Below are 11,894 nucleotides of genomic sequence, written 5' to 3' on the forward strand. Positions count from 1 at the left end.
AGAGATAACATCCGTTGCCATGACCCGGACGCCCACTTTGGAAGACGTCGCGACGGTCGCCGGCGTGTCCCGGGCGACCGTGTCGCGCGTGATCAACGACGTCGCCACCGTCGCCCCTGCGCTGCGCACGAAGGTGCAGCACGCGATCAAGAAGACCGGCTACCGCCCGAACTCGGCCGCGCGTGCGCTCGCGGGCAGCCGTGCGGGCGCGGTCGTGCTGGTCGTCTCCGGCTCCGACGGCACCGCCGAAGAGATCTTCGACGATCCGTTCTTCGGCCGGGTCGCCGGCGGCATGATCGCGCACCTGGGCGCGCTGGGCATCCCCCCGATCGTCGTCGCCGCCGACTCCGACCGGGCCCGCGCCGACTCCGTCGCCCTGATCCGCCACGGCCGCGCCGACGGCGCCGTCCTGGTCTCCACCCGCGCCGACGACCCGCTGCCCGGCGTCTTCGTCGACGCCGGCATTCCCGCCGTACTGTTCGCCCGTCCGGCCCTGCCCGCCCCGATCAGCTACGTGGACCTCGCCCACGAAGCAGGCGCTGCCCTGGCCGCCGACCACCTCGTCACCAGAGGCTGCCAACGAGTCGTCACCATCGCCGGCCCCACCGACGTACTGGCCGCTCAGGACCGCCTCACCGGCTTCCGCCAGGCGATGGCCCGGCACGGCCACGCCCACGTAGCAGTAGCCCACGGCAACTTCACCCAGGACAGCGGCGAGTCCGCCATGCACCACCTGCTCTCGACGGTCCCCGACCTCGACGCCGTCTTCGCCGCCAACGACCTGATGGCCGTCGGAGCCCTCCGAGCCCTCCGCGACACCGGCCGCCCCGACGTAGCCGTCATCGGCTTCGACAACAGCAAACCGGCGATCAACGCCGACCTCACCACCATCGCCCAGCCCCTGGAGGACATGGCCGCCGAGATGTCCCGCCTCCTCCTGGCTCAGATCGCCGACCCCACCCAGGGTCCACAGTGCAGGATCTTCGAGCCCAGCTTGGTCATCCGCGCGACGGCTTGATCAGCCGAGCAGCGGTTCGGTTTGGTCCTGCAGGTAAGGGATGTGGAGTTGGTGGGCCCAGCGGTTGACCTCGGTGGCTAGTGCCTTGGCGGCTTCTTGGTTGCCTTCGTCTTTGGCTAGGACCGCCAGGAGCGCCTGTTGGGCGAGGGTGGCGGGGACGTGGCCGGCGGTCTGGCGTTGTTCGGTGGAGAGTTGCCAGTGGGTACGGGCTCGGGGGAGGTCGCCGGCGGTGTGGGCGTGGTCGCCGAGGTGGCGGTGGGCGTAGGAGGCCTGGAGGGTGTCGCCGGTGGTGTTGCAGAGGGCCAGGGAAGCTGAGTACCGGGTGAAGGCTTCCTGGGGGAGGGCGTTGAGGTTGTCGGCGATGAGTCCTTGGTAGAAGAGGATCGTGGCTCGGCGGGAGTCGTCGGGGGCGGTGGCTTCCAGAGTTTTGGCTTGGGTGGCCAGGGCTTCGTCGGGGGCTGGGGTGAGGAGCTTCAGGAAGTAGGAGTGGCGGAGGTCGAGGAGGGCGCGGTCCCAAGCCTGGGTGGGGGTGAGTTCGAGGGTGGCCAGGGCGGCCAGTGCGGCGGGGGAGTGGGTGGTGCGTTGGGCGAAGTCCTGGTCCACGGCCAGGTCGGCGAGGGCCAGGGCGAAACCAGGACCTTCGGCAGGGCTGACCTCGGCTGACTCGAGGAGCGCGCGGGCGGCGTCCCACTGGGCTGCTCGGGCGAGCAGGGTGGCGGCGGTGAGGAGCTGGGGGAGCGGGAGTTCGGCCATGGCGCGAGGGTATTTCGACGTCGAAAAGTTTGACAACTAAGCTTCAGTCGCTGAACAGTACGACGGGTGAAGGATTCGATCGACGACCACATCGCGCTGTGGTCGCAGGAGCAGGCCGATCTCGACGGGCGGGTCGAGGGGATCGTCGTGCGGATGCAGGTACTGACGCGGTACCTGGATCGGCGGCGCGACGCGGTGCTGGCGGCGTACGGGTTGCAGTGGTGGGAGTTCAAGACGCTGCACATGTTGCGACGCGGCGGTACGCCGTACCGGACGACGCCCGGTGCGCTCGCGAAGCAGCTGGGGATGTCGCCGGCCGCGATGACGAACCGGCTCGACGCGCTCGAGCGGCACGGGTACGTCGAGCGGACGCACGATCCCGACGACCGGCGGAAGGTGGTCGCGACGTTGACGCGGGCCGGGCGTGCGGTGTGGGAGCGGGGGATCGACGAGATCCAGCAGGTCGAGCAGGAGCTGGTGCGGACGCTGACGGCGAAGGATCAGGACGTGCTGGAGGCGCTGCTGCGGCGGCTCGTCCAGGTGACCGAGGACGAGTGATGTCATGAACGGGGGTTCTGGTTCGACGTACCGGTGAAGGCACCGACGGGGTGCCGGGAGCTGGAGGTCGGGCGATGGACGGGTTGGGGCTGTTGGTGGCGCGGGAGAACGTGACGCAGCAGGTGCGCGAGGGGGACCCGGGGAAGGACCGGCGCCTCGGGCCGGTCATCCAGGTCGGGTGGCGCTGGGTCGTCGGAGTCGTGCGGGAGATCGGGCGACTGGAGACCCGGAGGCGTGGCACAGTCCTGCGTTGACGGAGAAGACCACGCCGTACGTCTTCCGGACGGTCACGGCGGTCACGAGCAGTAGCGTGCCGTAGATCTCCCGCTCCCGGCACCCGGGAGATCTACAGTGGTGCGGCGTTCAACTGGTAGACAGGACAGATGCAGCAACTCCGCGCGCTGGGGATCTCAGCTCAGGCCGAGGCCATCTACCTCGACCTGATCGCGCGTGGTGCCCTCGATCTCGCCGATCTGGCCGAGCGGCACGGGACCGAGCTCGACGTCCCGCTGGGTGAGCTGGCCGCGGTCGGGCTGGTCGAACGCTCCGACGACAAGGTGCTGCCGCAGCCGCCGCACCGCGCGATGGAGGCGGTCGCGCAGTGCCGGACGAAGGAAGCGGAGCTGGCCCGGGAGAGCGCTTCCTTGCTCTCCGAGCTGTGGACCGCGGGGATCGGCCAGCAGACGTACGTCGAACTGCTGCCGTCGCTCGAGGTGACCCGGAGCGTGATCAACTCCGTCCAGGTCGACGCCGAGCAGCGGGTCCGCGCGATGACGGTGGGCAACATCGCGACGCCGACCAATCCGCAGATCGTCGAGGGCCTGTTCGACGCGCTGGCCCGCGGCGTCACCTACGAGGTCATCTACGGCACCCGCGTCCTGCAGGACGCGAACGCGCTGCGGATGGTCCAGCAGTGCGTCGACGCCGGCGAGCAGGCCCGCGTCTTCCCCGACATCCCGCTCAACCTCACGATCGTCGACGACCGCTGGGCCCTGCTGGCCGCCCGTACGACGGTCGGCGAGATCGTGAACTCGGCAGCGATGGTGGTCCACCAGTCACCGTTCCTGACCGGGCTGGTCGGGATCTTCGATGCGCTCTGGCGGGTCTCGGTGCCGATCACCGGGGGCACCGAGAACACCGAGGCGATCGGGGCGCCGGCGCTGGAGACGAAGCGGTTGCTCACGTACCTGAGCGCGGGCCTGACCGACGAGTCGATCGCGCGGGAGTTCGGCGTCAGCGAGCGGACGATCGCGCGCCGGATCAGCAGGCTGCAGGAGACGCTGGGCGCCCAGACCCGTTTCCAGCTGGGCGTCCAGGCCTCGCGGCAGAACTGGCTCTGACCCCGGTACGGCGTACCGGCTCGCCCGCCTCAGCGCGCCCGCTCGTAGACCAGCGCCATCTCGCCCAGCTCGCCCGTCTCCTGGTGCGCCAGCGTCCACTTCGTCGCCGGCAGCCCGTCGTCGAACAGCCGGGCGCTCCCGCCCGCGATCTCCGGCACCACCATCAGGTACAGCCGGTCGATCAGGTCCGCGGCGAGCAGCGGCTTGATGACGCTGGAGCTGCTGCAGACGAGGATGTCGCCCTCGCCGTTCTCTTTCAGCTCTGCGACGACCTCAGGAGCCGGCGCGTTCACCAGCCGGCTGTGCTCACCCGGCGGCTCGGTCAGCGTGGTCGAGAAGATCACCTTCTCCACGTCGGTCAGCCAGCGCGCGTATCCGCGGTCGTGCGGATCGGCGGTCTCGTCCTCGGCCAGCGGGGGCCAGTAGCCGAGGAAGCCCTCGGCGTTGAGCCGGCCGAGGACGCAGGTGGTCGCGCCCTCCCAGATCCGGGTCAGCTGGTCGCGAGCGACCTTGGTGGTCACGTACGGCCCGATCGCGGCGAAGTCGGCGGGCCCGCCGGCGCCGTGGTACCGGCCGTCGAGGGTGATCGCCAGGTTCGCGCGCACGGTGCGATTGCTCATCTCGGTGTTCCTTCTTCCTTGATTCGTTCGGTGAGGTTGTCGAGCACCTGCGTCCAGCCGGTCTCGATCCCGGCGATGTACGGGACCGCGTCCACGGTCGTCTCGGAGATGCTCACGTCGAGCCGCAGCCGCGTTCCGTCCGGTACGGCGGCCAGGCTCAGGTCGTAGTCGGCAGAGAACGAGATCGCGCTCTCCGCGTCCAGAACGGACAGCCCGAAGCTGAGCCGGCGCGCGTTCTCCGCGCGCCGGACCACGCCCTCGGACCGGTACCGCCCACCGTCGGCGTCGCCGTACACCAGGACGACGCGACCGCCGGCGGCCGGTTCGAGCAGGCACTCGACGACGGTCAGCGAGGGCGGGGCCCACCAGTTCGCGAGCAGCTCGGGCTCGGTCCAGTGCCGCCACACGGCGTACGGCGTACCGGCGAGGACTCGCTCGAAGGTGAAGCCGCGGCCGTCGGCCCAGCGGTCGGCCTTCGCGAGCACCGTGTCGGCCTCGATCGCCGCCCGGTACCGCTCGAGGACGTCGCGGTCGCCTGCGTGCGCCTCGGTGGACTCGACCAATGCCTGCAGCCGCAGCCCGAACGCCCGCAACGGCTCGGTCTCGAGCGCGTAGACCCGCCGCTGTCCCAGCGGGACCACCGCGACGACGCCTGCGCGGGCCAGCGTTTGCAGATGCTTCGTCGTCTGCGGCTGGCGGAGGCCGGCCAGTTCGGCCAGCTCACCGACCGTCCGCGGGCGCTCGGCCAGCAGCTCCACGATCCGCCATCGGGCGCGGTCGCCGAGGGCTGCTGCGATCTCTTCCATGCCTTGAGTATTCACCGATCTGAATATTCTTGTCAATGAATATCTAGGCACTGGTTTGGTGACGGCGCGCTGAGGCTAAGATGCCCAGGGTGACCGAGGGGACAGGCGCTCATGCGCAGCGCTCGCAGACCTGTGGTGCGACCGCCGAGATGAACACACCAGGCGTCAGCGCGCACGACCAGCACATCTGCCGCCGGCCGGCGGACCACGGCCCGGACCACCGGTGCTCGGTCTGCCCGCACCAGTGGACGGCCAGGTAGCCCTGCCGGATTACCGCTCCGCCTGAGGGTGTCGAGAACGCGATATCGGCTCCGACGTTGCTGACGGAGGCGCCGAGGTGGCGCCGTACCGGGAGGAGCTGGAATGAAGTACATGCTGCTGATCGACTCGAACAAGCGGGACTGGGACGAGATGCCGACCCTCTGGTCTGACCAGGACGTCAAGGTGATGGTCGAGTACATGCACGACCTCAACCGCGACCTGCAGGCGTCCGGTGAGCTGGTCGAGGTCCGCGGGCTGACCGGCCCGGCGAACATGAAGACCGTGCACGCCGACGACGACGGCGAGGCGATCGTCACCGACGGCCCGTTCACCGAAACCAAAGAGGTCCTGGCCGGCTACTGGGTGATCGACGTCGCGAGCGAGCAGAGAGCGGTGGAGATCGCTCTCCGGGTCTCTCTCACGCCGGGTCCGGGCGGCCGCCCGACCAACCAGAACGTCGAGATCCACCCCGCCGACGCCGAGCCCCCGGCGTAATTCGCTCGCCGGGCCGCGGCCCGGCTGGCTAGCGTCGGCGCTCATGGATCCGAAGGAGATCGTCCGGCGCGGGTACGACGCCTTGTCGGAGCGCTACGACAAGGCGTACGACGGGGAGTCGAAGTACCGGGGCTGGATCGACCAGCTGACCGCGCGCCTCGACGCCGGGAGCCGGGTGCTCGACATCGGCTGCGGCAGCGGCCTCCCGCTAGCCCGCGAGCTGGCTGCTGCCGGTCACGCCGTGACCGGGGTCGACATCAGCGAGGTCCAGATCCGGCGGGCGCGGGAGCTGGTGCCGGCGGCGGAGTTCATCCAGGCCGATGCGGCGTCGCTCGATTTCGCTGCCGCGTCGTACGACGCTGTGGTGTCGTTCTACGCGTTGATCCACCTGCCGCTGGACGAGCAGCAGTTGTTGCTCGCGAAGATCGCGCGGTGGTTGCGGCCAGGTGGGTGGTTCGTCTGTACGACGGGCGACCGGCCGTGGACCGGTGTCGACGACGACTGGCTCGGCAGTGGCGTCACCATGTGGTGGAGCCACGCCGACGCCGACACCAACCGCGCGTGGATCACGGCGAGCGGGCTGACGGTGGAGACTCAGGAGCGCGTGCCCGAAGGAGCGAACGGGCACGCGCTCTTCTGGGCGCAACGGCCGGAGTGATCCGGGCTGCGGCCTAGGCCGGCCCGTCCTCGAGCTGCCGTACGACGTACTCGGCAACAGCCCGCATCCCCGCCTCGTTCGGGTGATACGGAACGACCCCGCCGAGCCGCGGCGACCGCAGACTGAACCCGGTGGTCCACGGCTCCGCCGACCCCACCGCGTGCTCCTTGCTCACCCCGGAGACCGCCACCAACTCGGCCCCCGACTGCTCCGCGGCAGCCGCGAACACCCCCGCGAGCCGGTCAGCCATCAGCGCAACGCTCGGGAGCTGTTCCTCGTTCAGCGGTACGTCAAGGCGCGGCCGCGTCATCGGCCCGATCACCGCGAGGTAGTCGACGAGCAGGATCCGCGCCGAGGGAGCGCGATCTCGGATCTCACGGACGATCTCGGCGAGTCGCGCGGTGGTTTCGTCGTACGCCGTGTCGTCGCGCAGGTAGCTGACCCGGGCGCGGATCCGGTTCGCGACCCGGCGGCCGAAGAGCGTGGCGGGCTTGGCGAGCGTGTTCATCAGGCTGCCGCGGATGAACGCGCCGATGTACTCGAGATCGTTGCCCCCGGCGGTCACCGTCACCAGCGCGGTCTCGGGTCCGACGGCATCGATCTGCGGCGCCGCGTCGTCCTGCCGGTCGGTCAGCAGGTGCGCGGTGGTCGCTCCGGAGTACGTCACGTCGACGAGATCCAGCCCGAGCCGCTCGGCGACCAGGCGCGGATAGTTGCGCCCCGACCGCCCGGCGGCCTTGTCGACCACCGGCGAGATCCCCGGCCCGGCCGCGAACGAACTGCCCAGCGCGACGTACCGACTCCCAGAAGCGATCACCCCGCCAACCTACCGGCGCCCCGGGATCGCGCTCTCAGGTGGCCAGCGATCGCGCTCTCAGTTGGCCGGCGATCGCGCTCTCAGCTGGTCCAGCGGCCGCGGTGGACCAGGTCCTCCGTCGGCTTGCGGCGCTTGCTGAGGTTGCGGGGTGGTTCGTCGGAGTAGCCGATCGAGATGGCGCCGATCGGCATGAAGTTGTCCGGTACGTCGAACTGCTCGCGGTAGACCGGGATGCGGTCGGCGGGCAGTCCGAAGAAGCAGGCGCCGAGGCCCTCGTCGACCGCGGTCTGCAGGATCAGCAGCGCGGACATGCCGGCATCGATGTCCCAGTAGGGAACCGGCCACCAGTCCTCGGCGCGGTCGGTGTGGCCCTTGTCGGGTTCGGCGTAGCGGTCGAGGTAGGCGTCCTTGTTGGAGTGGACGACGATCAGCAGCGGGGTCTCGATGTTCGCGGCCAGCCAGTTCTCCGGCTCCTCCTCGGGTCGGGCGGCGTCGCGGAAGCGCGCGATGTCGTCCTGGGTGTCGAGCACGAGGTACCCGAAGCCCTGCGAGAAGCCGGCCGACGGCGCGCGGAGCGCGTTGTCGAGGATCCGCTCGACGATCTCCTCCGGCACCGCCCGCTGTACGTCGTACCGCCGAACCATCCGCCGCCGTCGCACCACATCCTGAAAGTCCATGGGGGCAAGGTACGTGCTCAGCCGTCGCCGCGGTACGGGAATTGGCGCCGGACGGCGAGGCACCGGCGCCGATGTGCCGCGAGCCCGCCGGGCGCGGCATACTCCACGCCGTGAGTGACGACTTCGGGAGTTCCGGGATCAGAGAGCGCGTTCTGGCGGGCTGGGCGGCGGCGCCGGTGCGGTTTCGGGAGGACGCGAACGCCGAGGAGGATCTCGCGCTCGGCGGGTACCTCGACCGGGTGGTGGTCGAGCTGGCGCAGAACGCTGCGGACGCGGCCGTGCGTGCGGGGGTGCCGGGGCGGGTGCGGTTCTCGTTGCGCGGGCAGACCCTCGTCGTCGCGAACACGGGTGCGCCGCTGACGGCGGCCGGAGTCGAATCGCTGGCGACGCTGCGGGCCTCGGCGAAGCGGGACGATGATCTGGAGCGGTCCGGCGGGGATCTGCGGCAGCTCGATCCGCGGGCGGTCGCGGTGGGACGGTTCGGGGTCGGGTTCGCTGCGGTACTGGCGGTGAGTGATGAGCCGGTCATCCTGTCGCGGAGCGGTGGCGTGCGGTTCTCGCGGGCGGATACTGCGGCGGCGGTCGCGGCGGTCGGGTCTGATGGGCTGGATCTCGAGGTACGCCGACGCGACGGGCAGGTGCCGGTACTGCGGCTGCCGTTCGAGGCGGAGGGGGAGGCGCCGGAGGGCTTCGACACCGCGGTGATCCTGCCGCTGCGCGACGACGCGGCGGCTGAGCTCGTACGGCGGTTGCTCGCCGACGCGGGCGATCCGCTGCTGCTCGCGCTGCCCGGGTTGGAGCGGATCGAGATCGACGTCGACGGCGAGGAGCGGATGCTCGCCGACGTGCTGTCGCGATGGACCGTACGGCGTGCTGCGGGAGTCCTCGACGAGAACGCGAGAGAGCGGTTGCTGGCGGACCGGACGACCGAGGAGCGAGCGCGGCCGTACTGGTCGGTGCTGTGGGCGCTGCCGCGGTCCACGGAGACGCTGGTGCCGCGGACGGTGTTCGCACCGACGCCGACGGACGAGTCGTTGTCGCTGCCTGTGTTGCTCTTGGCAACCTTCCCGCTGGATCCGTCGCGGCGGCACGTCGCGAAGGGTGCGCTGACGGATCACCTGGTGGAGAAGGCGGCACAGGCGTACGCGAGACTGCTGGAGACCCAGGCCGAGGCGGGCGCGGACGTACTGCCGCTGGTGCCGACCGGGCTCGCGGCCGGTGCGCTCGATGGGGCGCTCCGCGTGGAGATCATGAAGGTGCTACCGGGGACGCCGCTGCTGCGGGGACTTGGTGGCGACGACCAGGGCGAGGAGATGCACGCCGAGGCGCTTCCGCGCTTGGTGGCGCCCCGGGATGCCGTGGTTGTGGCCGGCGCTGATGAAGCCTTCGACGTCGTGCTCGCGCCGATGGTGAGTGGGCTGGTTCGGGAGCGGCGGCAGGATCGGGCTGCTCTCGAGGCAATTGGCGTGCGGCGGCTCGAGCTGGCTGAGGTCGTCGACCAGCTCGGCCAGGTGGCGCAGCCTCCGGCGTGGTGGCGGGAAACGTATAGAGCGCTCTCCGGGATGGTCACGGATGCTCTCCTGCGTGAGTCCTTGGGGACGTTGCCGGTGCCGCTCGCTGACGGGCGGCTGGTACGCGGCGTTCGTGGGCTGCTGCTGCCGGGGCGCGAGCTGCCGAACGACGTGCTCGCGACGTTCGGTGAGTACGGCGTACGGGTGGTGCATCCGGACGCGGTGCACGAGACGCTGGAACGGCTGGGAGCGCTCCCCGCGACTCCGCGGACGTTGCTGGAGGACAGCGCGGTGCGCGCGGCGGTGGAGAACTCGGCGGACGCCGACGCCCCGGAGTTGATCGCGTCTGCCGTGCTCGGCGTGGTCGCGGTTGATCCGGCGCAGGCGGACGGGCTGTGGTGGTTGTCCGACCTCGTCCTGCGTGACGCCGACGGCGAGCTGGTGCCGGCGAACGCGTTGGTGGTCGCCGGGTCCGAGGCCGAGGCGGTGCTCGACGAGGAGGAGGTCGCGCCGATCGCGGGCGACCTGCTGGAGCGGTACGGCGTCGAGGCGCTTTCAGCCGTTGGCGTGCTGAGTTCGCTTGGCGTCGTTGCCGCCGCTGACGTGGTGCTGGACGAGCTGCCGGAGGAGCTGGCGGATCTCGACGGGATCGAAGACTGGGCCGACGATGTGGCGCCGGACGGGTCGCGGTACGGCGTGACCGTTGGCGAGCTGGTCGCCGTACGGGATCTTGACTGGGTCGTCGACGACGCCTGGCCGCGGGTGCTGGAGATGTTCGGGACGTCGCCGGAGCTGCGGCGTGCGCTGGTGGACCGGCCGCGGGTGGTCGGACCGGATGATCGGGCGTACGGCGTACCGTCGTATGCCGCGTGGTGGATCCGCGAGCGAGTGCTGCTGGAGGACGGCGAGCCGCTGGCGGGCCGGGCTGACCCGGAGGTCGATCCGGTGCTGGCGAGCCTGCTGGACCCGGCGCCGGAGTGGACGAGGCGGTTGGACCCGGAGGTGCGAACGGCGGTCGGGCTGGTACGGACTGTGGCTGACCTCGATGTCGACGGCGTCGGCGAGTTGCTGGACCGGTTGGCAGATCCGCGGCGGGAGATCGGAGAGAGCGCGATCCTGCAGCTCTGGCAGCAGCTGGGAACGCTGAAGGTGTACCCGGACACCGCACCGGACCGCGTGCGGGTGCTGGGCGGAGAGGCCGAGCTGCCGAACTCCAATGATGACCTGCACGGTGTCGAGGGGGAGGTACTGAGTCGGGTGGTCCCTGCAGCGGACGCGGTGGTTGCCGACGGTCCGATGTGGCTGCAGCGAACGGATCTCGGTGGGTTTGTGGTTGCGTTCGGAGTCGTCGCCGACGGACTGAGTGATCTGCTGGAAGTGCCGATGGCCGGCGAGGTTGCCGGGGGCAAGGTCGAGGGGACGGGAACGGCGGCCGAGGTCCCCGCGATCGTGCGGGAGTTGGTGCCTCAGGTGCCTGAGATCTGGTGGGAGCACGAGGAGCTGCTGGTCGACGGGGTCGAGGTCTCGTGGTGGGTCGACGAGAGTGGTGAGCCGCACGCGGCGACGTTCAACGGGCTGGCGAAGGCGCTCGCTTGGGCTGCCGGACGTTGGGATCAGCGGCACGTGATCCTGGCGATCCTCAGCAACCCAGGTCGCGCGTCGGAGCTGCGGATCGACGCAACGTTCGACCTCGCTCCGCCGAGCGCCTGAGGAGATCAGGAGGGGAGCGGAGTCTACGGCGAGCTGAATTCAGCTCGCCGTGACGCCCTGCTGGTAGTCGCTCGATTGCTCCTCGGCGTCGAGCGGGCGACCGGCCGGCAGCGCGTCCAGGACCTCGCGCGGCGCCAGCGAACGGTACGCCGCATCCGGCCGCGCGCCGAGGGCGTCGTTCACCGTCGAGAACGCGATCCGCAGCGCGACGAACACCGTGAGGCCGAAGATCTGGCGGTCGGTCCAGCCGGCCGCCCGGAGCGGCTCGAGATCCGCAGCCGTCGTTGCGTTCGGGTCGCGGGTGATCTTCCGGGCCCACTCGGAGAGCGCGATCTCCGCCGGGGACAGCGGAGCGTCGTCACCGCCAAGGACGGCCGCCGCATGCGCCCCCGAGGTCTCCCCGGCCAATTTGGTGCCCCAGGCAACGGAACAGTAGGTGTCGCCGAGCGTCGAGGCCATCGCGGTGACCAGGATCCCGCGGGTCCGGAAGTCGAGATCGTGTTCCTCGACCACCGAGCCGATCACCGCGAACAACGCGTCCTTCAGACCCGGTTGGTACGACCACAGCCGCGTCAGGTTCATCACGAACCCGAGATCCTCCTGCTCGGCGGCGAAGCTCGCCTGCATCGCATCGTCAGGCGAAGGGAACGGCAGAAAACTCATCAGAGCA

The 11,894-nt window shown here is 70.3% G+C and carries 14 protein-coding genes; 8 read left to right on the top strand and 6 right to left on the bottom strand.

Annotated features, from left to right (window positions below; translation table 11 throughout):
- The first annotated feature begins 19 nt into the window (after positions 1 to 19).
- Positions 20 to 1,018 (top strand): LacI family DNA-binding transcriptional regulator, encoded by a 999-nt coding sequence (locus tag AB0M01_RS13180; protein ID WP_363668811.1) that lies wholly within the window; start codon positions 20 to 22, stop codon positions 1,016 to 1,018.
- On the opposite strand, the gene AB0M01_RS13185 is transcribed toward AB0M01_RS13180, so the two are convergent.
- Positions 1,019 to 1,771 (bottom strand): hypothetical protein, encoded by a 753-nt coding sequence (locus tag AB0M01_RS13185; RefSeq protein WP_363668813.1) that lies wholly within the window; start codon positions 1,769 to 1,771, stop codon positions 1,019 to 1,021.
- A 66-nt stretch (positions 1,772 to 1,837) separates the two neighbouring features.
- Here AB0M01_RS13185 and AB0M01_RS13190 point away from each other — a divergent pair, with 66 nt between their 5' ends.
- The 3 genes from AB0M01_RS13190 (at position 1,838) to AB0M01_RS13200 (ending at position 3,669) form a co-directional block, all read left to right on the top strand.
- Positions 1,838 to 2,329 carry a MarR family transcriptional regulator gene (locus AB0M01_RS13190; RefSeq protein WP_363668815.1) on the top strand — a complete coding sequence of 164 codons (492 nt, stop codon included), beginning with the start codon at positions 1,838 to 1,840 and terminating at the stop codon, positions 2,327 to 2,329.
- 74 nt (positions 2,330 to 2,403) lie between these two features.
- Positions 2,404 to 2,583 (top strand): hypothetical protein, encoded by a 180-nt coding sequence (locus AB0M01_RS13195; RefSeq protein WP_363668817.1) that lies wholly within the window; start codon positions 2,404 to 2,406, stop codon positions 2,581 to 2,583.
- Between the two features lie 129 nt (positions 2,584 to 2,712).
- Entirely contained in the window at positions 2,713 to 3,669 is a 957-nt protein-coding gene (locus tag AB0M01_RS13200; RefSeq protein ID WP_363668819.1) for a LuxR C-terminal-related transcriptional regulator, read from the top strand.
- A gap of 29 nt (positions 3,670 to 3,698) precedes the next feature.
- Here the strand turns inward: AB0M01_RS13200 and AB0M01_RS13205 are convergent, their stop codons facing one another.
- The gene (locus tag AB0M01_RS13205) at positions 3,699 to 4,289 is read right to left on the bottom strand and encodes a dihydrofolate reductase family protein (protein WP_363668821.1); all 591 of its coding nucleotides are present in this window, start codon (positions 4,287 to 4,289) and stop codon (positions 3,699 to 3,701) included.
- Positions 4,286 to 5,095: a metalloregulator ArsR/SmtB family transcription factor gene (locus AB0M01_RS13210; protein WP_363668823.1), complete on the bottom strand. Its 810-nt coding sequence runs from the start codon at positions 5,093 to 5,095 to the stop codon at positions 4,286 to 4,288. Before AB0M01_RS13210 ends, AB0M01_RS13205 begins: the two co-directional genes overlap by 4 nt.
- An 89-nt stretch (positions 5,096 to 5,184) precedes the next feature.
- Here AB0M01_RS13210 and AB0M01_RS13215 point away from each other — a divergent pair, with 89 nt between their 5' ends.
- From AB0M01_RS13215 to AB0M01_RS13225, 3 genes are all read left to right on the top strand, one after another.
- The gene (locus AB0M01_RS13215; RefSeq protein ID WP_363668825.1) at positions 5,185 to 5,355 is read left to right on the top strand and encodes a hypothetical protein; all 171 of its coding nucleotides are present in this window, start codon (positions 5,185 to 5,187) and stop codon (positions 5,353 to 5,355) included.
- A 103-nt stretch (positions 5,356 to 5,458) separates the two neighbouring features.
- Complete coding sequence (locus tag AB0M01_RS13220) at positions 5,459 to 5,851, top strand: YciI family protein (RefSeq protein ID WP_363668827.1); 393 nt, start codon at positions 5,459 to 5,461, stop codon at positions 5,849 to 5,851.
- 43 nt (positions 5,852 to 5,894) lie between these two features.
- Positions 5,895 to 6,509 carry a methyltransferase domain-containing protein gene (locus AB0M01_RS13225; RefSeq protein WP_363668829.1) on the top strand — a complete coding sequence of 205 codons (615 nt, stop codon included), beginning with the start codon at positions 5,895 to 5,897 and terminating at the stop codon, positions 6,507 to 6,509.
- 13 nt (positions 6,510 to 6,522) lie between these two features.
- Here the strand turns inward: AB0M01_RS13225 and AB0M01_RS13230 are convergent, their stop codons facing one another.
- Both AB0M01_RS13230 and AB0M01_RS13235 read right to left on the bottom strand, forming a co-directional pair.
- Entirely contained in the window at positions 6,523 to 7,326 is an 804-nt protein-coding gene (locus tag AB0M01_RS13230; RefSeq protein WP_363668831.1) for an SGNH/GDSL hydrolase family protein, read from the bottom strand.
- 80 nt (positions 7,327 to 7,406) lie between these two features.
- A complete protein-coding gene (locus AB0M01_RS13235; protein WP_363668833.1) occupies positions 7,407 to 8,003 on the bottom strand; it encodes a nitroreductase family protein in 597 nt (198 codons plus the stop codon).
- A gap of 110 nt (positions 8,004 to 8,113) precedes the next feature.
- Between AB0M01_RS13235 and AB0M01_RS13240 the strand changes: the two genes are divergently transcribed.
- The gene (locus AB0M01_RS13240) at positions 8,114 to 11,224 is read left to right on the top strand and encodes a hypothetical protein (protein WP_363668835.1); all 3,111 of its coding nucleotides are present in this window, start codon (positions 8,114 to 8,116) and stop codon (positions 11,222 to 11,224) included.
- 39 nt (positions 11,225 to 11,263) lie between these two features.
- Here the strand turns inward: AB0M01_RS13240 and AB0M01_RS13245 are convergent, their stop codons facing one another.
- On the bottom strand, positions 11,264 to 11,887 hold the full coding sequence (locus AB0M01_RS13245) for a hypothetical protein (protein ID WP_363668837.1): 624 nt from the start codon (positions 11,885 to 11,887) through the stop codon (positions 11,264 to 11,266).
- Positions 11,888 to 11,894 lie beyond the last annotated feature (7 nt).

The organism is Kribbella sp. NPDC051770 (assembly GCF_040681455.1).
In the GTDB taxonomy this organism is placed as follows: Bacteria; Actinomycetota; Actinomycetes; order Propionibacteriales; family Kribbellaceae; genus Kribbella.